The organism is Synechococcus sp. FACHB-909, assembly GCF_014698945.1.
Lineage (GTDB): Bacteria > Cyanobacteriota > Cyanobacteriia > PCC-6307 > Cyanobiaceae > Cyanobium.
In genome coordinates this window covers 223,396-246,357 of record NZ_JACJTY010000002.1, presented here as the reverse complement: position 1 = coordinate 246,357, position 22,962 = coordinate 223,396, and the positions used below count along the sequence as shown (strand labels likewise).

The following is a 22,962-nucleotide window of genomic DNA, read 5'->3' as shown; positions in this document are numbered from 1 at the left end:
GGCTTCGGTGGATGGGTTGCTCAGGCGCTCAGCAGGGGCTGCAAATGTCGATGAGGCAACCGTTGGGATCGACGGTCAGGAAGCGGCGCTGTCCATAGAACTCATTCCTGGGCTCCTGATGGATCGAAAGCCCCAGGCCCAGGGCCTTGGCGTACACAGCATCGACGTCAGGAACAACGAAGGTGAGGTAGATCCCGGCAGGCGCCTGCTGAAAGGGCTCGGGAACGAGCTCACTGGATCGGGCGATGATGCCGAGCTCAAGCTGAGGATGGGTCGGGCTGCGCAGCTGGACATACCAGTCACTGTCGTAGTTCACCTCGAACCCGAGAAGCGAAACATAGAAATCGCGGCTCTCGCCCAGACGGTCGGAGCAGAGGTTGGTCAGCAATCGCGTGAAAGCCATGGGAGCCCGCCAGCTCGGCATGGAGCGCAGTCTGAAGCCTCACACGGAGGTGGAATCCAGCGCCCTGAAAAGGGCATCAAGAAAGCGGCCGCCCCACAGACAGCACATCACTCCTGAGGTGGTAATCACCAGGGCGGCAGCGACCACCTCAAGGCTGCTGAGCTGGAAAGTGTGACCCGCGGCGAAGGGCAGCGAGGCGATCAGCACACCCATGGCGGCGCCAGCGGCGAAGCGCCGCGCGATGGCGGAACGTGTCGTGCTGGCGGGCGTTTCGGGAAGCATCAGTGTGCCCAGGACATCAATGGCCGGATTTTAAGCGAGGTAAGGCCTGCGTCAGGACACTGGTTGAGGCTCCTTCCCATCCATCAGGACGCTCCAACTTGGCTGGGCCTCCAGATCAGCAATTGACTTGAAAGCCCAGGTGCTCACTGCCAGAGCAACGGTGGTCCAGCTCCGCGAAGAGCGGGTGCCCATGATGGCCATCCTGATTCTGAAAGGGGGAGCTCATGATCAGAAAGAGCTGACCAAACGTCTGACGTACTGATTCGAAGCGCCATAACTGACGATAGCCACATCAAGATCAGCGTGTCGGTGAAGGTTCAATGCCCGTTCAATGCCCTTCAGAATCCAGTCGGTTTCATTGCCAAAAGCCCCGCCACCGAGCAACGTGAGAAAAACTCGGTTACTTCCATGCTGAGCCGTGTTCAGGATGGCGGTGCAGATCGTTGCCTCATAGGAGGCTTCCAGGATGAGCCGTGCAAAGGGGGCCCAGAGGTTCGACGCATGGCGGGAATAGGCAACGGGCAAGGCGGAGCCGTAGACCTGTGAAACGAGGTGCTCGCAATCCTTCAACGTCACCTGCGTTCTCCACTGAATTCCGATTCGCAGCAACCGTCGCCAGCCGTCGCGTTGATCGTCGTCCGCAGACTTCAGGCGCTCTGAGATCTCCACCAGGCCAGCCTGCGAAGCCAAGGGGTAGCCATTCCTCATCTCCCAGAGGCGGCCCTCTGTATTTCCCAGGGCGGTGCCGAGGTCAGCCAGGCAGTCGATCTGGTGGCGCGCTGATTGACCGGTTTGCCCGTTGACCTCCGCGAAGTAGTTGCGATAGATCGTTCCTGCCCCAGCTGCCATGGCACACGCCGGTCCCTGGGTATGGTCATATTCATAGATTCCCACGCCGTGCTCTGGCGTCACATCTGGAGACACCATCTCAAGCAGATTGAACTGCGAGGCCACCTGAAACAGCGCAGTCGCGTTCGACTCATCGGCATGCAGATGCTGCACATTGGCGACGACCTCGCGCACCCTCAGAGTGCCGGACGGATAGGCGCTGGCCTGAACACGCTCTCGCAAGTCAGCCAACGACGGCGCTTCCAACCGGCCACAGGCGAACACCCTCCCATTCACATGGGAGTTCAAGGACTCGCCTTCAACCGTGATCCTCTCGCGAACTTGCCCTGGGGAGAGTTCTGAAAAGCCGGTCAGTTCTTCGAACCACATGATTCAACGACTCCCGGGGGGAGCGAACGCAAGACGGGCAACAGGCTCCAGCGCACTATCAAGTTCATGCACTGGAAGCTCAACGGTTAGTTCTGCGGAGGAAAGCGCTGAAACTGGGGAAGTTCGTGGGCGCTCTCCATCCAGGCAATGCGTTCTGCCACCTGGATCTGAATGCGCGCTGGTACGGCTTCAGGTGAATCGTAGGTAGCACTCTGGATATCAACGATTCCAGGAAGCCCTTCGGCGTTGTAGTAGAAGAGCCCAGTGCCGCAGTCGCCACAGAAGTGCCGTTGTGCCTGCTGCGACGACGCGTAGATTTTGGGAACACCCCGAGTCACCCGGAGGGCTGTCTCGGCATACATCGTCCAACCCACCACGGGTGCGCCTGCATGGCGGCGACAATCGGAGCAGTGGCAGAGGGCGTGGGTGAGCGGATCACCTTCGACTTCGTAGCGAATGGCGCCGCAGTGACAGCCACCGACAAGTTTCATGCTCCAGGTCCTCCAGGGATGGGACGAAAGGTAAGGGAAAGTATGGGATCGATCCATTGAGTCGTAACCGTGTCGATCCTGAATCGCCCCCTTTAGGGAATAGGGGCAGATACAGAGCGAAAGACGCCCATTCAGATGCTGAATCCGTAGGGAGCGGTGGTGACACGCAAGCGGCGGGCCAGTTCCTTGACGATCCCCTGCACGACCTCGGGATGTTCGGCCATCAGACTGTGTAGGGTCGACTGCTCGATCTGATAAAGCGTACTCGGATCGATCGCGCTCACCGAGGCCGAGCGGGGTTCCGGGTCGAGAGCAGCCAGCTCGCCCACGATTTCACCCTCCGAGAGTTCGACGACGGTCTGGTCACCGATGTGGACCCGCACCAGGCCGGCAGCGATCACGTACATGGAGGTACCGTGGTCTCCCTTGGCGAACAGCTGCTGGTTGGGCGCAAGCTGCACTTCTTCAACGGCATCAGCCACAGCAGCCAGCACGTTGTCGGGGGTGGAGGCGAAGATACTGGCTCGCCTGAGCCGCTGAATCTTGTCGTGCGGGGCCGTGCTGGTCATGGCACTTGGAGAAGGAGCGTCTGAGGGCGGTTCAGACCGAGGACAATGACGTCAAATTTAGCGTGCTCGCCAGCTGTAGCAAGCTCGGTACACAGATCCCATCGCATGCTTCCATTCAACAGTCGTCACGATTGGCCAAACTAAACACAAACAGCATCTCAACGTTGTGCAGGCGAGAAATCGCAGGCCTAGCGTCTTGTTGATTCTCTAGAGCACCAATCAGAGTCACATCCACATTGACTCCAAGGAAAACAGTTCTGGGTGGACTTGTGGTCACTGTATCTTTGACTTTTGGTCAGACTAAGGTTCAGGCTAGGCTTTCGTCCCTAGCGGGTCAACTTGAGCGATGGGTTAGGCCTCCCGTGCGTGACTCGGCCATACTGAACACAGCATGCGCGTGCTACAGACTGCATTGATTGCAGTCATCCTCGGCTTGATCGTCGCCGCCACGTTGGGAGGCAGAAGTTACTTGTTGTCGCGCAACGTCCCGATGGCCATTGAGGGATGGCGCTCCCAGTATTGGCCCGCCGTGGCGGGGTGCTGTAGGAACACATGTCGTGATGCTGCACTACGAGTTTTCCCTGATGGGACGAACGTACTCAGGCACGCGCCAAAGCCTTGACGACGTAGGAATCATCAAGAGCGTCGAGGTTGCTCAGCGCGAGGCTGATGCTTTACCGGCGGGACGCTCTGTACAAATCTTCTACGATCCCAAAGACCCCAGCAAGTCTCTACTGAAACCGGGAGTGCCGGTTTCCGGGTTGCCAGGAAGCCTCTTCGGAGCGCTGCTGGTTGCAGGAGGTCTGGCGTTGGTCGCGATCGGCCACATCTGCACTCGTACCATGCCAAGAGGCGCAGGAAACGGCAGACCTAATCTCAAGATCAGCGGCGGGCAGGAGCAAAGTGCGCTTACACGACGTCTCTGGCCCCAGCCATTAGATCTTGATGCCAGGCATCTCGTTGATGATGAGCTACACCGGCTCGAAGCCCAATGCTGCGGGAGAAACGACGGAAACGAAGACAAGCGGTTCTTGACCGGTGTTAAGAACACCGTGGACTTCCCGGCGATGGGCTACCAGCACATCTCCCTGGGCGATGGCAATCGACTCTCCATTAGCACTAAGGCGGTACTCGCCGCAACCCGAGAGGATGGTCCATGTATCTTGGCCATCAGGATGCACATGAGCCGAGATCTGCTGGCCGGGCTTGACAGTCCAAGCAACGACCGCTGCGTCAGCCGACTCGGTGATGACTGAGCGAATGGGCTCACCATCTGCTGGTTGGAGAAAGTCTGTGACCTTGAACAAGCGCTGGGAGCTCATTATGGACTCGGTGGAACAGGGTTATGCGGGGTTTAGCAACAATGGCGGCCCAGCGGTTCTTGGAGGCCGAACGCTTAGCAGATGAACTCTACGCGGAACAGCGGTTGATCCATTCAATCGGCGTGATGGGCATCAGCGAACGGTATCAAGCATATCCAGATCTTTCGTGAAGATCACGCGGTCTTGGCCCTCCCCGTCATAGCCCACCGTGAAGGGCACCCCGTCGACCTTGTCGTCGGAGTCAAGAAGAGAGAAGCCAAGGCGACGATGGAAGGCAATCGAGTCGCGATTGACCGGAGCTGTCACGCAGTGGGCCGTGCGGCAGCCATGCGAGGCAGCCGCGGCAAAGAAATGCCCATAGAGGAGGCGCCCCAACCCCTCTCCACGTCGTGCGGGATGCACGCCGAGGAAGTGGATGTAGGCCTGGTCGGGAAAGGTCTGCGAAACGAAACCGATGAGGAACCCAACGATCTGACCATCATCGACGGCGGTGAAGCTGGTAGAGCGGAAGTGGACGAAGAAGAGCTTGGGGAGCATGGCGGCCATAGGCCGACCACCCCACCATTCGTCAACAACCGAGATGATCGAATGATAGTCGTCCTGCTCCAGATGTCTGATGACAACCTCGGTCATAGCCTCCTATTCAGCAGACAGCATGCTTAACGTTGCCACTGGGTGGCAGGCAAGAAGCTATCGCTATCGAAGCGGACTCGACGGCGGCCTGTCCACTCCAGGGGCCTGTTCGAAGGTGTCGCATCTTCACTGGCAGCGTTTGCGGACCTACACCGCCTAAACAGAGCTCAAGTCACCTCCGCTTCACTTCTCACACTGGCGCTCAACTTCAGTCCAAGGGCCGAGACGACCTTCAGGATGGTGTCAAAGCTCGGGCTGCGCTCTCCAGATAAGGCCTTGTAGAGGCTTTCCCTGGAAAGTCCTGAATCTCTGGCCACCTGGGTCATTCCCTGGGCCCGTGCGATGTCGCCCAGGGCCTTGGCAATGAAGGCAGCATCACCATCCGCCTCCTCGATGCAGGCTTCCAGGTAGGCCGCCATCTCCTCGGGTGTGCGTAGATGCTCGGCAACGTCGTATGAGGTCGTCGTGGTTTTCATCAGGTCTCCTCCGTCAGGTTCTCTGCCATCAGAAGGGCCTCATCAATGTCCTTGGCTTGTGAGCTCTTGTCTCCGCCAGCCAAAAGGATGATCAAGGCGGTTCCCCTCTGCAGGTAGTAGACCCTGTATCCAGGGCCGTAGTTGATCCGCAGCTCCGATACGCCAGCCCCAACTGGCTTGACGTCACCAGGATTGCCGCCGATGAGGCGCGCGATCCTGGCCAGAACCTTCACCCGGGTCTCAGATCACGGAGACCCGCCAACCATCGGACAAACCGCTCTGTCTAGCGGACTTCAACCATGCACCAACTGTAGCCCCCTGGCTACGGTCGCGCAACGCTGCCTTGCTGGCTCCCATCAAGGACAACACATCCTTCGAACGCTTGCCATCACCTGGCCGCAATGAGCCATCTAGACAAAACACTGCTTCAGGGTGGCGGCTCAGGTGAATGGCGATGTTGGATAGTGGCAACTGGAGCTGAGTTATGTATCAAAGCAGTTTGATATTGCCGACTTCACTATGAAAACAAGTAGATCTATGTCGCCGCTGTCAGCCCGAGACAAGGACTCCAAGTATTTCGGGCTATCCCGCAAACAGAGACGCTTATTTACGCAACATAGATGCCTGGCTTGTTGGTCTGAGATCGCGCGAGCGACTTTACCATTTCCATCCTCAAACGGATGTATGCGCAACATTTCATGGTGAAATAAGGCAATTCCGCTGCATATCTCGGCTTGATCTCTGCTCTGCAGTGGCGATGGTGAGCCAGACCACTTTCCGATAAACTCTGCAAAGAGACTGGGAACTTCAGATGGGGAAGGAGGGATAAAGGATGCTTGCTCTCTGCTCGATCCTGCTGGGCCAACCCAAGACTCACTTCGACGAATCTTTCCTGATACTAAAGACGAAGGACTATCAACTAGTAACAAAGAATTGAGATCCAGTAGGCCTTGGCCATGGCATAGGTGAGGCTGCTCAAGAAGCTGTGTGATTGCCTTCTGATTGATCATATGAGGGCGGAAAGCAATATTTTCGATACTGTTGAGGATCTGGCTTCTGGTTATCCCTAGCTCCCTTTTTAAGGCAGTTTGCTCAGACAGGATTTCCTCGAGCTGATGGAGTGTAGAAACTTGAAACAGTTTACGATCCTTCGAGCATTCAAGGGCTAGCGCTTTGGCAAGCTTCCTCAAGTGAATATCAGCTTCGCCGCATGACTGTTTGAAGAATCGGCATGAAGAGGTGGCGCTTGCTTCTTTCCATGCCTCCTGCAGAGCAAAAAACCATAAATCTTCACTAGGAGGATGGTTATGCAAGAAGAGGCGTATTTGCAGTTTCTCGCGAGATGGGCCAACCCCGTTCGGCTCCATTAACTGGGCGGGATCAATTCGAATATCGTTGGGGAGTCTTTCCGCCCATCTCTCAGCCACATCGTGGAGCCTGGAGCGTAGGTCATCTGGATATAGCTTCCCGATCAGAGCCCGCGTCGATTGCGTGGCTCCAAACCCAATTGCCCATGAAATTGGATCAAACATTCGAGAAGTGCGACATCTCTATAATGAGAGCGCTGCATCGCTTTGACAAGGTCTGAGAAAATGATGCGCCGTAGTTGGCACTGAGCAAGCCGCAAGCATCCATCCAACTTACGCATGAGCGGCACCCAGACGCTTCGGGAAGTTTCTAATCTTGCGTTGCCCGCTCGATGCGCTTGTTAGGCTGGAGGATTACAGTACTTCGGATTGTACTGCTTGGCAGGAACTGTTGCGCGCTGGGGTTCGCCCCAGCCCCATCGACTTGGCAGCTCCTCGTCCGTGAACACCTCTAGGTAGTTACCGATCAAGAAAAGCGTAACGATTCCGTTGACGTCGGAACTACAGCCAGACGGCGGGAGCTTGCCGAATGTGTTTTTGTAGTAATCATGAAGGTAGGGTTCGCCCCAACTCTTGGAGCACAAAATGAGATCATCAAGCTCGGCCACAGTTTTGATCCCAACTTCTCGTGCCATTTCCAGGTCGCGGGCGATCATCCCAGGGGGATTCACTTCGACACCCCAAGACCGGATGAGATCGGCCCAGTAGGAAACTTGGACAGACTCCTCGAGATACGCTCGAATGGACTCCAGATTCAGTTCAATATCAGTTGCATTCGAGGATATCTGTTGTCGGTACTGTGCAAGAAGTTCACCCGCGCCTGCGGCAATGGAATCCAGCTCCTCATCAGCCAGCTCGAACAGCGCGCTTAGGCGGAAGAGACGCCTGCGCAGGGTCTTAGGAATGTCGAATGTGCTCTTGTAGTCGAGGGCGTGCTGAATTGCTGCCCATGCGTGCTGCACGATGGTCCGCACCTGGACTTCCGCCCACATTCCCGAGAACGTCTGCCACTCGACAAGCTCTGTGCGCGGCGGCTTCAGTCGCAGGATGTAGTGGTCTGAGAGGTAGCCAAACCTGTCGGGGTCGAGTTGCTTGACCTTGCTGACCGAATTCTCCCAATCAACCTCAAACTCTCGGGCAAGAAGTTCTGCGACGCGTTGGACGTCTGCAAGCGTCCGCAAGATCACTCGAATGCCAACGATGTCGGTCATCTGTACAAATGGAGTTGCGTATCCCTTGCGTGCCACCTTGTCCGCGAAGCCAATTGGCGATTTTACGCGACATTCGATGGTCGCCGGAATATCCGATGCGAGAAGAAGGTCGGACAGGAGGGACGTCATTTTCGAGCAGCCGCGTTCGTAGTCTGGTCGTCGACTTTCAAACTCAGCTTGCCAGTCAGTGCTCACGAAAGCTGCCCCAGCTCCATATTCAGCCTAACGCTCAAGATCAGCGGCGGGCAGATGCCCGATGCTTCCACAGGACAGCAGCAGGACCGGCCGCTGGATCGTGATGTTAGACATTTCGTTCTACAAGACTAGAAAGACCCTCAATCTCGATAGGCTCAGGATCAAATCCTTCGTTCTTCCTGATCTTGCCAAAGTTTCCCCTTCGGAGAGCGGGATGAGTCATTGTCAGAAGGTCACCTCTCCATTCAAGAGTAGTTGATGACAAATCAATGTCTCTGTGAAAGAAATGACCGTTTTGATAGAGCGCTGCATATGTAGCCGATGACCACGATGGAATCTTGCCGTTGGCAAGATGAGATAGTGCATCTTTAGACTTTGCTCCAACAGCAATGATCGCTCTCGGCTTAACCGTTAGAATTTGCTTCACTAGAAATGAGTAACAGTCTTCCTTGAACGCTTTAGTGATTTTCATTGACTCTGAATTCTTGTCTCCAGGGAGGTACCCCATGAACACATTTGTGTGGAAACAAAAGCTAGGATCAAGGCCTGCTTGCTGATAGACATGAAGCAGTTCTCCCCACGTCGAATTACTCAAGGGTTCTTCCTTGTGAGTCTGCACACAGTCTAAATAGTATGAGTAAGAGCCAAAGTTGTTGCCGATTACAAGAATTGGATTCTCTGGGACGAGATGGTTCTCGCCCGAGGAGCTTCCCGAGCCTCCTGGGAAAAATGCCCTTCCTGCAATTCGCGCAATTGGTCCCTTCGGAACGGGAACCACCTCAAAATCTCCCGTATCACTTTTGGGGTATCGAATGTTAGAAGTTTCGAGTAGATCGAAAAGTATTGAATGGATGGTCATGGATTCTCCAGCAGATGTCTAACGCTCGCCATCACCTGGCCGCAAGGTTTTCTCGGCGAAGAATAGAACGTTACGGCGGCGGCTCAGGTGCATGGGCGCTGTTAGCTGACCAGAGCCTTTGCCTGGGGCGCTGGCGCACCTCGAAGCAGGCCTTCCACACTTAAATCCTCATCGACATCTGGCCAGTGGATTCCGTAGCCAGCCCCTGCAATCTCCCAGTTGTCACGCTCCTGGGAGGTTGCATGTAGAAGCCTTGGGAACCAAGCCAGCGGTACCGAGATAGAACGACCGTCAGCCAGGTCGACGATCAGCCTGTCTTCTGTCAACGCAACGTCAGTGACCTGCTCACCAGGGTTGGCCATGAAACTCCTCCCATGCTTTCAGAAGGATAGCTCTGTTCAAGCTGACCAGCCGTTCAATTTCACGCAGCTCTCTGGCGCTGAAACCAAGGCTCGAGGACAGTGCCACAGGAACAAGCCAGACTTTGCAAGACGCCTTATCTCTGTCGACATGAACATGGGGAGGCTCGTTTGGCTCGTGACTGTAGAAGTAGACCCTATAAGGACCGCTTCTGAGGATTGTCGGCATCCGAAAGCGCCACCATCACATCAACGATACCGACCTCAGGCTTACTGTGCAGCTAACAGAATTTCGGCGAGTCCGGTATCCATCCCGCTCGGGGGTCTCCGGCGGCATAAGAAACCTGCGAGACCATGATCAAGCCTTGGAGCTCGCTCCAGCGTAAGGCTTTTCTCTGGCGTTGCTCTTGGGTGACGGAGGCATGGGCGGGTCCGAGATCCAGCGGTTCAGAACGCTACAGAAGGTCCACCGGGCTCATCACCCCACAAGGGCCGCGATTCAGTACATGCGTATAGATCATCGTGGTCTTCACATCGCTGTACCCCAGCAATTCCTGGATGGTGCGGATGTCCTGGCCGCGCTCCAGCAGGTGAGTCGCAAACGAGTGGCGGAACGTATGACAGCTTGCCGGCTTACTGATTCCGGCCCGCAGGATTGCCCGCTTCACCGCCTTCTGGATCACGGATGGGTCAATGTGGTGCCGGCCTTCCGTTCGGGTCCTGGCGTCACGCCAACGGTGCGATTGTGGGAAGACCCACTGCCAGCCCCATTCCGAGGCAGCGTTCGGGTACTTCCTTCCCAATGCCATCGGCAGCACCACCAACAGATGATTCTGCAAGGGCTCCGTAAGGCTGGCGGGGAACACGGTGACCCGGTCCTTGTCGCCTTTGCCACTGCGGACGGTCACTTGCCTGACCTCAATCTCCACGTCCTGCACCCGGAGCCTCAGCGCTTCCATCAGCCGCAGTCCGCTGCCATAGAGCATCTGCGCCACAAGCTGTTCGGTTCCCTGGAGCCGTTGCAGCACCTTCCTCGTCTCCGCCACCGTGAATACCACCGGCAACCGCTTGGGCTGCCGGGCGCGCACCACCCCTTCCAGGTTGCCCACATCTCCCCCAAGCACGTGCCTGTAGAGAAAGAGCAGGGCGGATAGCGCCTGGTTCTGCGTGGAGGCACTCACTTGCCCCACCGTGGCCAGGGGATGCCGCATCCCGTGAAAGCGCAGAAAGCGCTTCACCCACTGGGCATGAGTTCCTCACGGTAACGATCCATCAGCCTCGGGCCGGGAGTCGGAGCCATGAGAACAAGGCGGAGCCGCCTTCAGGGTTCCCCGCCCCGGCCCTGCCGCACCCGCGCCAGGGTCGCCTCCAGCTCGCGCCGCCACTCACCCGGAGCGAAGTGGTGCCAGCGGCCGTGGCCGGGCAGCAGCCAGCGCACGTCCAGATCCAGCAGCCGCTCCACCGAGCGCACCTGCTCCTGCCAGTCCCACCAGCAGTAGCGGCGGGACGCCACCACCCCGGGGGGATCCACCCCCCACCAGAGGTGGTCGCCGCTGAACAGGACCTGGCCGGCGAACAGCACCGCCACCGAGCCGGCGGTGTGACCCGGCACCGGCAGCACCACCAGGTCGTCGTCGAGTGTGATGGGTTCGGTGCCCTCGAAGCGGTGCTCCGCCTCCGGGGCGGCGTCGGCATCGGCGGTGTGGATCCAGCGTTCGGCACTGAAATGCCGGGCCCAGGCGTCGTGGTCGGCCACGTCGTCGCGGTGGCTGAGCAGGATCCGCTGCAGGCCTCCCAGGGCCTCGATCCGGCGGGCCAGGGCGCCGCTCCAGCGCGGTGAATCGATCAGCACGTTGTCGGGGCGACCATCGGCGCGGCGCCGGGTGATCAGCCAGCTGCTGGCCCCGAAGCTCTTGCGCGACGCCCAGCCGCCGTAGTGCACCTCCCCCGCCGGCAGGCTGCACACCAGCGATGGGAAGCCATCGGCCGGGCTCTGGGCCAGCAGCTCCCTGGTGGTGCCGATCGCCGCCACCGGGCAGGCCTGCAACGCCAGCAGGGCCGCGCGGGTTTCGCCCTCGCCCCGGGGCTGGGCCCACACGTGCGAGGTGCGGCCGGTGGGGGCGAAGTGGGCCGGATCGAACTGCCAGCAGGTGCCGCAGTCGATGCAGGTCCGATCCACATAGAACGGCCCCTCCGCATTGGCGGCCAGGCGCTGCTGGGGACGGGCCATGGGAAGGTGGCGGCGACGCCCCTAGCCTGATCCCCATGGCCCATGCCCTGGCGCTGCTGGCAAGTGCGTCGCGCCGCGAGGCGATGCTCGACTGGCTCGACCGGCAGTCGCTTGCGGTGGCCGGCTTCCCCCTGCTGGCCAGCGCCGAACTGGCTGAGCGGCTCCGCAGCGACCCGCGCACCGCCCAGCTGCGGGTCACGCCGCTGGCGGCCCTCGCCGAGGGGGGTGACATCCAGGTGGCCGCCGAGGTGCTGGCCGGTGCGGTGGACCTGGTGGTGGCCTTCCTCGATCCGGCCGCGCCGGCGGGCACGTCGCCCGACGCCGGGCTGCTGATCCGCGCCTGCGATCTGGCCGCCGTGCCCCTGGCCCTCAATGCCGCCACCGCCGAGCTGGCCCTGCGCGGCCTGTCCCACGGCCGCTCGGCCTACCTGCTGTTCAATCCCGTCGCCGGCCAGGGGGATGCCAACGCCGATCTGGCCCTGATCCGCTCGATCCTCGAACCCCAGCTGCTGGTGACGGTGCTGCTCACCCGGGCCGGCACCGACCCGGCCGACCAGTGCCGCGAACTGGTCGAGCTGCTCCAGGCCCGGCCGGCCGACGAGGCGGGCAACGCCATGATCGTGGCCTGCGGCGGCGACGGCACCGTCTCGGCCGTGGCGGGGGCGGTGGCGGGCACCGGCATTCCCCTCGGCGTCATCCCCCGCGGCACCGCCAACGCCTTCGCCTCGGCCCTGTTCATCCCCACCGACCTGGTGGCCGCCTGTGAAACGATCCTGGCCGGCCACACCCACGTGGTGGACGCCGCCCGCTGCAACGACGTGCCGATGACCCTGCTGGCCGGGGTCGGCTTCGAGGCCGGGATGGTGGATCGCGCCACCCGCGAACTGAAAACCATGCTGGGCCCGCTCGCCTACGTGCTCGCCGGCGCCCAGCAGCTGGCCTCCCAGCAGCCGTTCCGGGCCCGGGTCGAGATCGACGGCACCGTCACCGATGTGCAGGCCGCCGCCATCACCGTGGCCAACGTGGCCCCGGCCACCTCCGTGCTGGCCCAGGGCTTCGGCCGGGTGATCCCCGACGACGGTCTGCTGGAGGTGACCATCGCCTCCCCCGCCACCCGCCTGCAGGGCCTCAACGCCCTCGCCTCCCTGCTCACCTCCGCCGTGGTGCAGTCGCCCGCCAACCACCCCGATCTCCTCTGTCTGCGGGCCAGCCGCATCACGATCACCACCGACCCGCCCCAGCGACTGGTGATCGACGGCGAGATGCTCGAGGCCGACCCGGTCACCTTCACCTGCCTGCCCGGCGCCCTGACGGTGTTCGCGCCGCTGCCGCCACCGTGACCGCGCCCCCATGAACTTGGCCACCGAGGCGGGCGTCGCCACCAAGATCCGCCGCATGGCCGACCGGGTGCGCTGGGGCCATCCCGCCCTCGCCCGCCATGGCATCGACCCCTGCCGCCTGGCGATCGACGGCGATCCGGGCAGCCCCGAGGCCTTCTCCTTCCTGGTGCTCGGCGACAGCGGCACCGGCCTGCATCGCCGCGACACCCCCCAGCGGCGGGTGGCGGAGCAGCTGCTCGCCCATGGCGCCGATGCCCGCTTCCTGCTCCACACCGGCGACGTCGTCTACCCGGTGGGCTCCAGCGAGCAGTACCCCGACAACTTCATCCGTCCCTACCGGGAGTGGATCGTGGGCGGCGAGGACTGGGAGCGGCTGCGCTACGACCGGCTCGTCTTCCGGGTGCCGTTCCTGCCGGTGCTCGGTAACCACGACTACTACGACCTCCCCCTGCCGCTGGGGCTGCTCGCCGGCGTCACGGCGCCGCCGCGGCGGCTGCTGCGCTCCTGGATCCAGCTGGATGTGGGCTGGCACGGCTCCTTCGTGGGCCAGGCCTGGGCCCGCGCCTTCCTCGATGGGCTGGGCGCCGTGCCCGAGGCCGAGCTGGAGGAGCACCTCGCCCGCACCCGCACCGCCTCCATCGACGGGGCTCGCTGCCTGCTCTACCGCCCCGGCGCCTTCACCCGCCTGCCCCACCGCCACTACAGCGTCCGCTGGGCCGGCGTCGATGTGTTCGCCCTCGACTCCAACACCTTCAACCAGCCCCTGCCGGCCGGTGCCGACGACGGCCAGCTGCGCCGGCGCCGCCAGCGGCTGGACGCCGAACGGGCCACCCTGCTGCTCTCCCTCGGGCCCCTCGGCGGCGATGAGGACGCCCGCGACGACCGGGCCGCCAAGGCCGAGCAGCTCGACGAGCAGATCCGGGACATCGACAAGCAGCTCGAAGGCGGTCCGCCGGCGGTCGACCAGGAGCAGCTCGACTGGTTCGCCGACGCCCTGATCGCCTCCTGGCGCAACCCGGACGTGCGGGGCCGGCTGCTGGTGCTGCACCATCCCCCCTACGTCACCGAAACCAGCAAGTGGGACCAGGGCCAGACCCTGGCGGTGCGGGCCCGGCTGCGCGGCGTGCTGGATCGCGTCGCCGCCGCCCTCGGGCCGCTGCCAGCCGGGCGGCCCCTGATCGATCTGGCCTTCAGCGGCCACGCCCACTGCATGGAGTTTCTCCAGACCGCCGACACCGGCCACGGCGATGCCCACATTCCCTGGCTGATCTGCGGCGGCAGCGGCTACAGCCTGCGCCGCCAGCGGCGGGAGGGGCCTCTGCTCCAGGAAACCGTCGACGGCCGGGAGCGCCCCCTGGCCCAATCCCGTCTGTTCCTGGGCCGCTCCGGGCGCGGCTCGAGCCTGCGCCGAACCTATTCCGGTCTGCGGGTGGATGTGGGCAGCGGCACGCCGCTGCGGCTCCGCCTCATTCCCCTGGTGGCGGAGAAGGCCGAGGGCCGCTGGCGTCACGAGGCCCTCGATCCGATCCTGCTGCCAGCGACAGGGCCAGCGTAGCGGGGCGGCTGACCATTCAGCGGTCTTCGATCACCGCATCGAGCGGGTAGCGGACCTTGGCCAGGTCGGCGTACTTGTCGGCCGGATCGCGATAGCCGGCGACGCACACCACGGCACTGCGGTAGGGACTCCCCTCCAGGCCCAGCAGGCGGTCGTAGTCGGGTGGCGAGAAGCCTTCGATCGGGCAGGTGTCCACCTGCAACAGGGCGGCGGCGGTCATGAAGTTGCCCAGGGCGATGTACACCTGGTTGCTGGCCCAGCTGGCGATGGCGGCGCTGCGGGGGCCGTCGACCAGATCCTTCTGCATCAGCTGCCGGTAGCCCTCCAGCTGCTCCGCAGGCACGCCGCGGGCTGAGCTCGTGGCCTCGATCAGCCGCGTCAGATCGCCCAGCTCGATCGTTCGCCGCGCCAGGAACACCACCAGGTGCGAGGCATCGGTGATCTGGGACTGGTTCCAGGAATGGGGCCGCAGTTCGGCGCGCAGCGCCGGATCCTCGATCACCAGGAACTTCCAGGGCTGCAGGCCGTAGGAGGAGGGGGTGAGCACCAGCGCCTGCTCCAGCGCTACCCACGTGTCAGCGGGAATGCGGCGGCTGGGGTCGAACTGCTTGGTGGCGTAGCGCCAGCGCAGGGCGTCAAGCAGCTCGGCGGAGCTCAGGGTCATGGCTGGGGAGCGCGGTGACGGGTGGTCTCGCCCGGAACCTAAGGGGTCAGCGCCCGTGGTGTCTGTGTCGGCGCACCGGTCACCCGCGGTCAACGAACCCCCAGGGATGACCCTGGTGCAGGGCAGGTGTAGACCGGCAACGCCCCGCTCCGCTTCGATGGACCCCAGCGCGGATCTCTCCGGCCTTTTCCTCCAGCTGGCCTGCGGCAACTGGGTGACCCAGATGCTGCATGTGGCCGCCGAGCTGGCGATCGCCGACCATCTGGCCGCCGCCGGCCCCGACGGCCTGACCGCCGAGGAGCTTGCCGGCCGCTGCGGCGCCGACGGCGAGTCCCTGTTCCGGCTGCTGCGGGGTCTGGCCAGCCTGGGCGTGTTCGCCGAGAGCGAGGGCCAGCCGCGCCGCTTCGTGCTCACCCCCCTGGCCGAACTGCTGCGCAGCGACCACCCCGGCTCCCTGCGCCAGTTCGTGCGCATGCTCGGCGGCGAGCACTACGACGCCTGGACCGACCTGCTCCACAGCGTCCGCAGCGGCGAGAGCGCCTTCCGCCACCACTTCGGCGAACCCGTCTTCGACTGGTACGGCCACAACCCCGAGCGCGGCGCCATCTTCGACGGCGCCATGACCGACTTCTCCCGCGTCGAGACCGAGGGGCTGCTGGCCACCTGGGACTTCAGCGCCTCCCGCCACCTGATCGACGTGGGCGGCGGCCGCGGTGGACTGCTGCAGGCGGTGCTGCGCCACCACGGCCACCTGCGCGGCACCCTCTTCGACCAGCCGGCGGTGGTGGCGCCGGTGACGGTGCCGCCGGAGCTGGAGGGGCGCTTCAGCGTCGTCGGCGGCGACTTCTTCACCAGCGCGCCGGCCGGCGGCGACACCTACCTGCTCAAGCACATCCTCCACGACTGGGGCGATGACGCCTGCCTGACGATCCTCGGCCACATCCGCGCCGGCCTGGCCCCGGGCGGGCGGCTGCTGATCCTCGAGCAGGTGATCCCCCCGGGCAACGCTCCGGCCCCGGGCAAGCTGCTCGATCTCAACATGCTGGTGATGACCGAGGGCGGCCGGGAACGCACCCCCACGGAGTACGCCCAGCTGCTGGAGCGCGCCGGCCTGCGCCTGGCGGGGATCCACCCGACCCCGTCACCGGTCGCGGTGGTGGAGGCGGTGGCGGCCTGAGCGCGGCCCCCGCGTCACACCAGCAGCCCGACCACCAGGGCGATCGCCCCGCCGATGGGGCCGAAGAAGAAGAAGCTGGTCATCGCCGCGGCCAGCTCGCGGTCATGGCGGGTGTAGAGCTGCAGCACCAGCACGTAGCTCAGGCCGGTGCTGAGCAGGAAGCCCGCCAGGCCGAACAACAGACCGCGCCCCAGCCGTTTCCAGGTCATCCCCGGGTTCTCCGCTTGGCCTGCGTTCCTCGACAGTCAGTGTGCCAGAGGCGTTCTCCGCCCTAGCGTCGGTGCCAGCCCAGCCCCAGGATCCGTGAGCCTCTCCATCGCCCTGCTCACGGTCTCCGACACCCGCAGCCTTGCCGACGATCCCTCGGGCGATGCCCTGCAGCAGCGGCTGGAGGCGGCCGGCCACCGGCTGCTGGAGCGCAGCCTGGTGCCCGACGACCGCTATCGCATCCGCGCCGAGCTGAGCCGCTGGATCGCCGACCCCGCCGTCCAGGTGGTGATCAGCTCCGGCGGCACCGGCCTCACCGGCCGCGACGGCACCCCCGAGGCCGTGGCGCCCCTGCTCGACAAGACCATCGAGGGCTTCGGCGAGCTGTTCCGGGTGCTCTCCTTCGAGACGATCGGCACCAGCACCCTGCAGAGTCGGGCCCTGGCCGGGGTGGCCAACGGCACGGTGGTGTTCGTGCTGCCCGGCTCCCTCGATGCGGTGTCCACCGCCTGGGACCGGCTGATCCGCGCCCAGCTCGATGCCACCACCCGCCCCTGCAACCTGGTGCAACTGCTGCCGCGGCTCCGTGAACCCGCCGATCAGGCGCCGTGAGGGTGCGCTCCTGGTGGCATCGTGCGGCGCGCCCCTGGTGGCTGGGGGCCCTCGCCCTGCTGCTCGCCGTCGGCCTCTGGTGGCTGCCGCCGGCCGGGGCGATGGCCGCCGCCACGGCCGATGGCAGCGGGGCCCGTGGGCCCGGGACAGGCCCGGCCGACCCCGGCGGCGTGGTGGCCGCCGGCAGTTTCGAGCTGGCCAAGGTGCGGATCCTCGGCGTTCCCGCCCTCACCGTGGCCTCTCCAGTGGTGGGCCATCAGGACAATGCTCCCGACGCCCGGCGCCGCGCCGAGGTGATCGAAGGCAACCTGCGCCTCCTCTACGACCCCGAGCACCTCTGCAGCGAGAGCGAACAGATCGCCGAGTGGATCCTGGTGCGGGTGCTGGGGGGAAGTGATGGGGCCTGTGAGCCGTCGCCGCTCCAGCGGGTGAGCGGCAGCGCTCCCGAGCAGCTGGTGGTGGAGCGCCGGCAGTTGCCGGGGGGCGATGTGGTGCTCGAAGCCAGGGTGCCCGAACGCTCCGAACCCCTGCCGCTGCTCACAATCACCCGGGCCGATGCCAGCCTCAACGGCGTCAGCGCGTTGGCCCTCGGGGAACGCTGGCAGCAGCGGCTGCAGCGCCGCCTGCGCCATGCCCGCAAAGTGATGCAGCCGGCCGATCTGCGCCGCCGCTGGCAGTTCACCCTCACGGTGCAGCTGGCTCTGGCCCTGCTCACCGCCGCCACCCTCTGGCTGTGGCGCTGGAACCGGGTGCGCTGCGCCGGACTCATCAGCCGCCGCAGCCCCACCCCTGATCGGGCCCTGGAGCAACGCCTGCAGCTCCACCAGGTCTTCGGGCTGGTGCTGCTGCTGCTGGTGCTGCTGCAGCTGATGGTCATGCTGGCCCTGGGGGTGATGGCCGTCCCGGGCAAGGTGCCCCTGGGGCTGCAGTTGCTGCTCCAGCCGGTTCATTCCCTCCTCAAGGTGCTGATGGTGGGGCTGGCCGCCCTGCTGGCGCGCTCCCTGGCCACCTTCCTGCTGCACCAGTGGGCCGACGGCTCCAGGGTGCCGGTGGAGGAGCAGGCCCGCCGGGAGCAGCGGCACCGCAGCCTGCTGCGGGTGAGCCATCGCCTCATCGATCTGGTCTGCATCCTGCTGGCGGCCGGCTGGATCCTGATCGACATTCCCGGGATCCGGGCCGCCTCCTCCTCCCTGCTGCTGGCCGGCGGCGCCCTGCTGGGCGGCCTGGCCCTGGTGTTCCAGGGGCTGCTGCGGGACTTCGTCGCCGGCCTCGCCGTGCTGATCGAAGACCGCTACGCCATCGGCGACTGGGTGGAGATCAATGGCCTCGAGGGGGACGTGGTGGATGTGGGTGTGCTCAGCACCCAGCTGCACTGCTTCGACCACCGGGTGGCCGTGGTCCAGAACAGTGCGTTCGACCGGGTGGTGAACCACACCAAGCTGCGCTCCGGGGAGGAGGTGAAACTGCTCATCTCCCACCGCTGCACCTCCATCGGCCAGGCCCTGGCGGTGGTGGCCGAGGAGCTCGCCGCCTTCCACACCGACCCCACCTGGGGACCCCGCCTGCTGACGCCCCCCCTGCTGCGGGGCGTCAGTGCCACGGGCCCACTTGGCATCACCGTGAGCGTCCTGCTCACCACGGTGACCGGCGAGCAGTGGGCCTGCGCCCGTGAGCTGCAGGGGCGTCTGGTGGCCCGCTTCCAGCGGGAGGGGATCCCCCTGGCCGATGGCCTGGAGCTGGTCGGGCGGGGCTGATCAGGGTGGGCCCGATCACCGCAGATCGCGCCAGAGCAGCAGGCCCTCGCGGCGCCGCTCATGGAAATCGCCCGCCCGACCATCGCCCCGGCCGGTGAGGCCCCCGTCCGGGGCAGCGATCACCCGGCCCTCGGCATCGAAGAGCGTGCTCATCTGGTCGCAGCACTGGGGCGGCAGGTAGTACACCACCTGGCCCCGGTAGCGGTAGCGCCACACGGTCTGGGGCGGATTGCCGGGCGGCTGGGCCTTCAGCTGGCCGATCAGCCGCTGCAGCCAGGGCGGGGCGGCCGGGGAAGCCAGGGCCGTGGGGGCAAGGGCGCCCAACGCCAGGGAGCTCACCATCAGCGTGGCAGCGGCCAGGCCCGCCCCCCGCAACGGCCCGCAGCGGGCGGCACTCCCTGCCATCGGCGGCCCCTGGCGTGATCTCGAAAGGGAGGCTGCCACGGCCGGCGCGGCTACGGTGGGGCCTGCGCAGGAAGGTTCATGGCTGCAGCGACGCCGGACCACGAGACCTTCATCCGCCAGGCGATTCAGCTGTCACGAAAAGCCGCCATCGATTACGGCACCGGCGGGGCCTTCGGGGCGCTGATCGTCAGGGATGGCGTGGTCATCTCCCAGGGGATGAACCGTGTCGTGGCCAGCCACGATCCCACCTGGCACGGCGAGATGGAGGCGATCCGGCTGGCCTGCATCACCCTGCAGAGCTTCAAGCTGCCCGGCTGCATCCTCTACACCTCCGCCGAGCCCTGCCCGATGTGCATGGCCACCTGCTACTGGGCCGGCATCGAGGAGGTGTATTACGCCGCCAGCGTGGAGGACGCCCTCGAATACGGCGACTTCGACGATCGTCCGATCTACGAGCAGCTGGCCCTGCCCAAGGAGCAGCGCTCGATCCGGCTCACCCAGGTCCTCCGGGAGGAGGCGGTGGAAGTGTGGAAGGAGTACCAGGCCAGGCCCGACCGGGTTCGCTACTGAGGCGCGCTCAGGTGCTGGTGGCGGGCAGGACCCGGAACAGCAGCAGCAACAGCCCCAGGCTCGCCAGGATCGCCGTCAGCGTGAGCCGCTGGCCACGCCGGCTGCCGGTGCCCTCCAGCCACGGCCGGCACAGCCGGCTCACCCAGGGCACCAGCCACCAGCCGGTGAGGGCCACGCTGCAGACATTGGCCAGCAGCAGGCCGCTGGGACCATCCAGCGGCAGGGGCCGGAGCAGCACCCGCAGCACCTCCACGGTGGGATAGAGCACCAGCAGCACCAGCAGGTTCACCTTCCAGACGGGCACCCGGCGGCGCACCGCTTCCCCCAGCCAGCGGGCATAACCGTCCCAGTCGCCGTCACCCGCGTAGCGGTAGCCGCCGCGCTCGGCCGGGTTGAGCAGGTTCCGCCGCTCCGGGCTGTCCATCCAGCCCAGGAAATCGGCCAGGCTGGCGAAGGTCAGCGACGATTCGTAGAGCAGCTCCCCGTTGTCGGCCTGACCCAGGGGGTTGGGCAGGCTCTCCTCCACGAAGCCGGGGTAGCCACGGGCCGCGGTCCGCAGCCGTTCCTCCAGCTCCAGGAAGCCGGTTCGGGCCGCCGGCGCGACGCGGTGCAGGAACCGGTAGTGGAAGGGTGGGCCAGGGGTGTCGGGACTGGATCGCGTCGGGGGCATCGCAGCGGCACCGGGGCCGGCTCACCTTGGGGCATCCTCCCGGGGAGTGCCACGCGGGGGGCACCCTCAGGCCGCCCGCAACCAGCGGTGCCGGGCCCGGTCGCTGAGGTCCTCGCCGGCCAGGGTGAGCAGGGCGTAGGCCGCCACCAGCGCCAGCAGCTGGTCCCAGGCGAAGGAGCTGAGGCTTTCCAGCAGCTGGCTGCCCAGCCCGGTCGCCCCCACCAGCCCCACCACCACCGATTCCCGCAGGATCACATCGGCCCGGTAGGCGCCGTAGGCCAGATAGGGCCGGGCCAGGGCGCTGAAGCGGCCGTAGAGCAGGGCCAGCCGCGGCCCGCTGCCGCCGCAGGCCATGGCCTCCTCAGCGGCCGGGTCGGTGGCGTCGACACTCTCCAGCAGCAGCCGGCCCAGCACCCCCAGGTTGTGGAAGCCCAGGGCCAGGGCGGCGGTGATCACCCCCGGCTGCAGCACGAACAGCAGCAGCAGGGCCGTCAGCGGCGGCGGCCACAGGCGCCCCAGGGCCCAGAGCAGCCGCAGCCCCTGCCGCGCCCAGCCCACCGGCGCCACCACCAGCAGCAGCAGCGGCGCCAGCCCCACCGCCAGGCAGGCCGCCAGGGCGGTGAGCAGCAGGGTGCCGCCCACCAGCCGCGGCCAGGGGAGGGCCCAGGTGGCGGCCCAGTCGCCGCCGCCCAGGCCCGGCAGCGGCTGCCAGTTGAGCAGGGCCGCCGGATCCACCCCCAGGGCCCGGCCCACCAGGACGCACAGGGGCACCAGGGCCGCCAGGGCCAGCAGCATCTCGCGGCTGCGCTCGCCCACCCCCCGCCGGGCCAGCACAAACCTGCCGGGCACCAGCCAGCGCCGCCGCAGCAGGCTGATGCCCGCCTCCAGGGCCAGCATCACCGCCAGCAGCAGCCACAGGCCGCTCCACAGTTCATGGAACTCCAGCGACTGCAGCGTGAGTTTGAGGTCGGTGCCGAGGCCCCCGAGGCCGAACACCCCCAGCAGGGTGGCGCTGCGCAGGGCGCACTCCAGCCGGTAGCCGCCGTAGCTGAGCACCCCGGGCAGCAGGGCCGGACCCAGGGCCGTGAGCAGGGCGGCCGGCGCCGGGGCGCCCGCCGCCCGCAGGGCCTCCAGGCCGGTCGTGGGCAGGGCATCGAGCAGGTCGGACAGCACCCGGGCCACCAGGGCACCGAAGGGCAGGGCGATCGCCAGCACCGCCACCGCCGGCTGGAGCCCCACCAGCTGGAGCAGCAGCAGCCCCCAGATCAGCTCATGGATCGCCCGGGGCAGGGCCAGCAGGCGGCGGATCAGCTCCGCCGGCAGGGCGCTGCCGGTCAGGGTGCGCCACACGGTGCGGGAGCTGCACGCCCCCAGCAGCAGGCCAAGCACCAGGCTGCCGGCCCAGCCCAGCAGGGCCATGCCGACCGTCACCCCCAGCCCCTTCAGCAGCGACGCGAGCACCACCGGATCCAGCGACGGGGTCACCGCCGCCAGCGCGAAGCTGCCGATCAGCTCCCAGCCGCCCCCGTGCACCAGCGGCGGCAGCAGGACGGCCAGGGGCACCAGCACCAGGGCCGGAAGCAGCATCAGCAGCGGCGGCGCCGGTTTCAAGGGGCCGCGCCGGGGGGGGTGCCCCCATAGAGGTCTGCCAGCAGGTCGGGGTTCACCTGGCCCACCGGCCCGTCGAACAGCACCCGGCCGTCCTTGAGGCCCACGGCCCGATCGAAGCCGTCGAGCAGGTCGGGGCGGTGCAGGCTCAGCAGCAGGGCCCGGGGGGCCGCCGCCTGGGCCAGCAGCAGGGCCAGCAGCTCGCCGGCCAGGCGCGGATCGAGGCTGGCCAGGGGCTCATCGGCCAGCAGCAGGGTGGGCTCCTGGCGCAGCAGGCGGGCCATCGCCACCCGCTGGCGCTGGCCGCCGGAGAGGGCCGTCACCGGTTGCTCCAGCAGGGCCGGATCCAGATCCATCGCCCGCAGGGCCGCCGCGCAGGCCTCGGTGTCGAGCGGCAGCAGCAGGTTGAGCACGGCCCGGGGCCAGCCCCAGCGGGCCAGGCGGGCGGCGTTGAGGTTCTGCTGGACGGTCAGCTCCTCGATCAGGCGCAGGTCCTGCCAGAGGGTGCCGATGCGGGCCTGCTGGAGCCGCCGGCCGCGGCGGGAGCGGGCGGGGGGCTGGCCCTCCCAGAGCACCGTGCCCGCCGCCGGCGCCAGCAGGCCGTTGGCCACCGCCAGCAGGGTGCTCTTGCCGGCGCCACTGGCCCCCAGCAGCGCCACCCGCTCGCCGGGGGCCAGGCTCAGGTCGACGTCCTCCAGCCGCGGCCGCCCGCGGCCGGCCACACGAACGCCCCGCAGCGCGAGCACGGCGGTGGCGGGGCCGGCGGCCATGGGGAGCGGGAAGCA

The 22,962-nt window shown here is 65.5% G+C and carries 28 protein-coding genes and 1 pseudogene; 7 read left to right on the top strand and 22 right to left on the bottom strand.

The genetic code is table 11. The annotated features are described in order from the left end of the window. Positions 1–28 precede the first annotated feature (28 nt). The 5 genes from H6G99_RS04585 to H6G99_RS04565 all read right to left on the bottom strand — a co-directional run bounded on the left by H6G99_RS04585 (position 29) and on the right by H6G99_RS04565 (position 2,963). Positions 29–403 carry a VOC family protein gene (locus H6G99_RS04585; RefSeq protein ID WP_094585377.1) on the bottom strand — a complete coding sequence of 125 codons (375 nt, stop codon included), beginning with the start codon at positions 401–403 and terminating at the stop codon, positions 29–31. A gap of 39 nt (positions 404–442) precedes the next feature. Further along, on the bottom strand, positions 443–685 hold the full coding sequence (locus H6G99_RS04580; RefSeq protein ID WP_190610198.1) for a hypothetical protein: 243 nt from the start codon (positions 683–685) through the stop codon (positions 443–445). Positions 686–913: 228 nt separating this feature from the next. Next, a complete protein-coding gene (locus tag H6G99_RS04575) occupies positions 914–1,903 on the bottom strand; it encodes a hypothetical protein (protein ID WP_190610196.1) in 990 nt (329 codons plus the stop codon). Positions 1,904–1,989: 86 nt separating this feature from the next. Beyond that, complete coding sequence (locus tag H6G99_RS04570; protein ID WP_190610194.1) at positions 1,990–2,394, bottom strand: GFA family protein; 405 nt, start codon at positions 2,392–2,394, stop codon at positions 1,990–1,992. Positions 2,395–2,525: 131 nt separating this feature from the next. Beyond that, a complete protein-coding gene (locus H6G99_RS04565) occupies positions 2,526–2,963 on the bottom strand; it encodes a cyclic nucleotide-binding domain-containing protein (protein ID WP_190610192.1) in 438 nt (145 codons plus the stop codon). A gap of 560 nt (positions 2,964–3,523) precedes the next feature. On the opposite strand from H6G99_RS04565, the pseudogene H6G99_RS16675 reads away from it, so the two are divergent. Next, positions 3,524–3,700 (top strand): annotated as a pseudogene (locus H6G99_RS16675) (DUF3592 domain-containing protein); the annotation flags it as partial. Between the two features lie 234 nt (positions 3,701–3,934). Here the strand turns inward: H6G99_RS16675 and H6G99_RS04560 are convergent. The 11 genes from H6G99_RS04560 to H6G99_RS04510 all read right to left on the bottom strand — a co-directional run bounded on the left by H6G99_RS04560 (position 3,935) and on the right by H6G99_RS04510 (position 11,615). Beyond that, complete coding sequence (locus H6G99_RS04560; protein WP_094585245.1) at positions 3,935–4,285, bottom strand: cupin domain-containing protein; 351 nt, start codon at positions 4,283–4,285, stop codon at positions 3,935–3,937. A 132-nt stretch (positions 4,286–4,417) separates the two neighbouring features. Further along, a complete protein-coding gene (locus tag H6G99_RS04555; RefSeq protein ID WP_190610191.1) occupies positions 4,418–4,918 on the bottom strand; it encodes a GNAT family N-acetyltransferase in 501 nt (166 codons plus the stop codon). Between the two features lie 167 nt (positions 4,919–5,085). Then, positions 5,086–5,394 (bottom strand): addiction module antidote protein, encoded by a 309-nt coding sequence (locus H6G99_RS04550; RefSeq protein WP_094585247.1) that lies wholly within the window; start codon positions 5,392–5,394, stop codon positions 5,086–5,088. Continuing rightward, the gene (locus H6G99_RS04545; protein ID WP_353617172.1) at positions 5,394–5,627 is read right to left on the bottom strand and encodes a type II toxin-antitoxin system RelE/ParE family toxin; all 234 of its coding nucleotides are present in this window, start codon (positions 5,625–5,627) and stop codon (positions 5,394–5,396) included. The genes H6G99_RS04550 and H6G99_RS04545 overlap by 1 nt, the downstream gene beginning before the upstream one ends. 249 nt (positions 5,628–5,876) lie before the next feature. Then, on the bottom strand, positions 5,877–6,404 hold the full coding sequence (locus tag H6G99_RS16540; RefSeq protein WP_353617184.1) for a Fic family protein: 528 nt from the start codon (positions 6,402–6,404) through the stop codon (positions 5,877–5,879). A gap of 698 nt (positions 6,405–7,102) precedes the next feature. Next, entirely contained in the window at positions 7,103–8,167 is a 1,065-nt protein-coding gene (locus H6G99_RS04535; RefSeq protein ID WP_190610188.1) for a GTP pyrophosphokinase, read from the bottom strand. A 106-nt stretch (positions 8,168–8,273) separates the two neighbouring features. Next, entirely contained in the window at positions 8,274–9,026 is a 753-nt protein-coding gene (locus H6G99_RS04530; protein WP_190610186.1) for a uracil-DNA glycosylase family protein, read from the bottom strand. 101 nt (positions 9,027–9,127) lie between these two features. Next, positions 9,128–9,388 carry a DUF2442 domain-containing protein gene (locus tag H6G99_RS04525; protein WP_094511221.1) on the bottom strand — a complete coding sequence of 87 codons (261 nt, stop codon included), beginning with the start codon at positions 9,386–9,388 and terminating at the stop codon, positions 9,128–9,130. Beyond that, complete coding sequence (locus H6G99_RS04520) at positions 9,372–9,614, bottom strand: DUF4160 domain-containing protein (protein WP_190610184.1); 243 nt, start codon at positions 9,612–9,614, stop codon at positions 9,372–9,374. Before H6G99_RS04520 ends, H6G99_RS04525 begins: the two co-directional genes overlap by 17 nt. Positions 9,615–9,840: 226 nt before the next feature. Then, a complete protein-coding gene (locus tag H6G99_RS04515; protein WP_353617171.1) occupies positions 9,841–10,623 on the bottom strand; it encodes an integron integrase in 783 nt (260 codons plus the stop codon). A gap of 83 nt (positions 10,624–10,706) precedes the next feature. Continuing rightward, entirely contained in the window at positions 10,707–11,615 is a 909-nt protein-coding gene (locus tag H6G99_RS04510) for an MBL fold metallo-hydrolase (protein WP_190610182.1), read from the bottom strand. A 35-nt stretch (positions 11,616–11,650) separates the two neighbouring features. On the opposite strand from H6G99_RS04510, the gene H6G99_RS04505 reads away from it, so the two are divergent. Together H6G99_RS04505 and H6G99_RS04500 are read left to right on the top strand one after the other, a co-directional pair. Further along, a complete protein-coding gene (locus H6G99_RS04505; RefSeq protein WP_190610180.1) occupies positions 11,651–12,955 on the top strand; it encodes a diacylglycerol kinase family protein in 1,305 nt (434 codons plus the stop codon). Positions 12,956–12,965: 10 nt separating this feature from the next. Continuing rightward, on the top strand, positions 12,966–14,510 hold the full coding sequence (locus tag H6G99_RS04500) for a metallophosphoesterase family protein (protein WP_190610179.1): 1,545 nt from the start codon (positions 12,966–12,968) through the stop codon (positions 14,508–14,510). 16 nt (positions 14,511–14,526) lie between these two features. Here the strand turns inward: H6G99_RS04500 and H6G99_RS04495 are convergent, their stop codons facing one another. Continuing rightward, on the bottom strand, positions 14,527–15,174 hold the full coding sequence (locus H6G99_RS04495; protein ID WP_190610177.1) for an NAD(P)H-dependent oxidoreductase: 648 nt from the start codon (positions 15,172–15,174) through the stop codon (positions 14,527–14,529). Between the two features lie 157 nt (positions 15,175–15,331). On the opposite strand from H6G99_RS04495, the gene H6G99_RS04490 reads away from it, so the two are divergent. Further along, the gene (locus H6G99_RS04490; protein ID WP_190610175.1) at positions 15,332–16,351 is read left to right on the top strand and encodes a methyltransferase; all 1,020 of its coding nucleotides are present in this window, start codon (positions 15,332–15,334) and stop codon (positions 16,349–16,351) included. A gap of 14 nt (positions 16,352–16,365) precedes the next feature. Here the strand turns inward: H6G99_RS04490 and H6G99_RS04485 are convergent, their stop codons facing one another. After that, positions 16,366–16,560, bottom strand: coding sequence for a hypothetical protein (locus H6G99_RS04485; RefSeq protein ID WP_190610173.1), 195 nt, complete (start codon positions 16,558–16,560; stop codon positions 16,366–16,368). A 94-nt stretch (positions 16,561–16,654) separates the two neighbouring features. Between H6G99_RS04485 and moaB the strand changes: the two genes are divergently transcribed. Both moaB and H6G99_RS16535 read left to right on the top strand, forming a co-directional pair. Continuing rightward, on the top strand, positions 16,655–17,170 hold the full coding sequence (gene moaB / locus H6G99_RS04480; protein ID WP_190610172.1) for a molybdenum cofactor biosynthesis protein B: 516 nt from the start codon (positions 16,655–16,657) through the stop codon (positions 17,168–17,170). Then, positions 17,167–18,924 (top strand): mechanosensitive ion channel family protein, encoded by a 1,758-nt coding sequence (locus H6G99_RS16535; RefSeq protein ID WP_190610170.1) that lies wholly within the window; start codon positions 17,167–17,169, stop codon positions 18,922–18,924. The genes moaB and H6G99_RS16535 overlap by 4 nt, the downstream gene beginning before the upstream one ends. 15 nt (positions 18,925–18,939) lie before the next feature. Here the strand turns inward: H6G99_RS16535 and H6G99_RS04470 are convergent, their stop codons facing one another. After that, complete coding sequence (locus tag H6G99_RS04470; protein WP_199296977.1) at positions 18,940–19,329, bottom strand: DUF6970 domain-containing protein; 390 nt, start codon at positions 19,327–19,329, stop codon at positions 18,940–18,942. Positions 19,330–19,407: 78 nt separating this feature from the next. On the opposite strand from H6G99_RS04470, the gene H6G99_RS04465 reads away from it, so the two are divergent. After that, positions 19,408–19,899 carry a nucleoside deaminase gene (locus H6G99_RS04465; RefSeq protein WP_190610168.1) on the top strand — a complete coding sequence of 164 codons (492 nt, stop codon included), beginning with the start codon at positions 19,408–19,410 and terminating at the stop codon, positions 19,897–19,899. Positions 19,900–19,906: 7 nt separating this feature from the next. On the opposite strand, the gene H6G99_RS04460 is transcribed toward H6G99_RS04465, so the two are convergent. The 3 genes from H6G99_RS04460 to H6G99_RS04450 all read right to left on the bottom strand — a co-directional run bounded on the left by H6G99_RS04460 (position 19,907) and on the right by H6G99_RS04450 (position 22,947). Further along, on the bottom strand, positions 19,907–20,569 hold the full coding sequence (locus tag H6G99_RS04460) for a putative antibiotic biosynthesis monooxygenase (protein ID WP_190610166.1): 663 nt from the start codon (positions 20,567–20,569) through the stop codon (positions 19,907–19,909). Positions 20,570–20,635: 66 nt separating this feature from the next. Continuing rightward, positions 20,636–22,156 (bottom strand): PhnE/PtxC family ABC transporter permease, encoded by a 1,521-nt coding sequence (locus H6G99_RS04455; RefSeq protein WP_286190986.1) that lies wholly within the window; start codon positions 22,154–22,156, stop codon positions 20,636–20,638. A gap of 20 nt (positions 22,157–22,176) precedes the next feature. Further along, positions 22,177–22,947: a phosphonate ABC transporter ATP-binding protein gene (locus tag H6G99_RS04450; protein ID WP_094585264.1), complete on the bottom strand. Its 771-nt coding sequence runs from the start codon at positions 22,945–22,947 to the stop codon at positions 22,177–22,179. Positions 22,948–22,962 lie beyond the last annotated feature (15 nt).

What these genes read in the sequence shown, in the direction of transcription:
- H6G99_RS04585 (WP_094585377.1), bottom strand. Translation starts at nt 403, where the DNA reads ATGGCTTTCACGCGATTGCTGACCAACCTCTGCTCCGACCGTCTGGGC.
- H6G99_RS04580 (WP_190610198.1), bottom strand. Translation starts at nt 685, where the DNA reads ATGCTTCCCGAAACGCCCGCCAGCACGACACGTTCCGCCATCGCGCGG.
- H6G99_RS04575 (WP_190610196.1), bottom strand. Translation starts at nt 1,903, where the DNA reads ATGTGGTTCGAAGAACTGACCGGCTTTTCAGAACTCTCCCCAGGGCAA.
- H6G99_RS04570 (WP_190610194.1), bottom strand. Translation starts at nt 2,394, where the DNA reads ATGAAACTTGTCGGTGGCTGTCACTGCGGCGCCATTCGCTACGAAGTC.
- H6G99_RS04565 (WP_190610192.1), bottom strand. Translation starts at nt 2,963, where the DNA reads ATGACCAGCACGGCCCCGCACGACAAGATTCAGCGGCTCAGGCGAGCC.
- H6G99_RS04560 (WP_094585245.1), bottom strand. Translation starts at nt 4,285, where the DNA reads ATGAGCTCCCAGCGCTTGTTCAAGGTCACAGACTTTCTCCAACCAGCA.
- H6G99_RS04555 (WP_190610191.1), bottom strand. Translation starts at nt 4,918, where the DNA reads ATGACCGAGGTTGTCATCAGACATCTGGAGCAGGACGACTATCATTCG.
- H6G99_RS04550 (WP_094585247.1), bottom strand. Translation starts at nt 5,394, where the DNA reads ATGAAAACCACGACGACCTCATACGACGTTGCCGAGCATCTACGCACA.
- H6G99_RS16540 (WP_353617184.1), bottom strand. Translation starts at nt 6,404, where the DNA reads ATGATCAATCAGAAGGCAATCACACAGCTTCTTGAGCAGCCTCACCTA.
- H6G99_RS04530 (WP_190610186.1), bottom strand. Translation starts at nt 9,026, where the DNA reads ATGACCATCCATTCAATACTTTTCGATCTACTCGAAACTTCTAACATT.
- H6G99_RS04525 (WP_094511221.1), bottom strand. Translation starts at nt 9,388, where the DNA reads ATGGCCAACCCTGGTGAGCAGGTCACTGACGTTGCGTTGACAGAAGAC.
- H6G99_RS04520 (WP_190610184.1), bottom strand. Translation starts at nt 9,614, where the DNA reads ATGCCGACAATCCTCAGAAGCGGTCCTTATAGGGTCTACTTCTACAGT.
- H6G99_RS04510 (WP_190610182.1), bottom strand. Translation starts at nt 11,615, where the DNA reads ATGGCCCGTCCCCAGCAGCGCCTGGCCGCCAATGCGGAGGGGCCGTTC.
- H6G99_RS04505 (WP_190610180.1), top strand. Translation starts at nt 11,651, where the DNA reads ATGGCCCATGCCCTGGCGCTGCTGGCAAGTGCGTCGCGCCGCGAGGCG.
- H6G99_RS04500 (WP_190610179.1), top strand. Translation starts at nt 12,966, where the DNA reads ATGAACTTGGCCACCGAGGCGGGCGTCGCCACCAAGATCCGCCGCATG.
- H6G99_RS04495 (WP_190610177.1), bottom strand. Translation starts at nt 15,174, where the DNA reads ATGACCCTGAGCTCCGCCGAGCTGCTTGACGCCCTGCGCTGGCGCTAC.
- H6G99_RS04490 (WP_190610175.1), top strand. Translation starts at nt 15,332, where the DNA reads ATGGACCCCAGCGCGGATCTCTCCGGCCTTTTCCTCCAGCTGGCCTGC.
- H6G99_RS04485 (WP_190610173.1), bottom strand. Translation starts at nt 16,560, where the DNA reads ATGACCTGGAAACGGCTGGGGCGCGGTCTGTTGTTCGGCCTGGCGGGC.
- H6G99_RS04470 (WP_199296977.1), bottom strand. Translation starts at nt 19,329, where the DNA reads ATGGCAGGGAGTGCCGCCCGCTGCGGGCCGTTGCGGGGGGCGGGCCTG.
- H6G99_RS04465 (WP_190610168.1), top strand. Translation starts at nt 19,408, where the DNA reads ATGGCTGCAGCGACGCCGGACCACGAGACCTTCATCCGCCAGGCGATT.
- H6G99_RS04460 (WP_190610166.1), bottom strand. Translation starts at nt 20,569, where the DNA reads ATGCCCCCGACGCGATCCAGTCCCGACACCCCTGGCCCACCCTTCCAC.
- H6G99_RS04455 (WP_286190986.1), bottom strand. Translation starts at nt 22,156, where the DNA reads ATGCTGCTTCCGGCCCTGGTGCTGGTGCCCCTGGCCGTCCTGCTGCCG.
- H6G99_RS04450 (WP_094585264.1), bottom strand. Translation starts at nt 22,947, where the DNA reads ATGGCCGCCGGCCCCGCCACCGCCGTGCTCGCGCTGCGGGGCGTTCGT.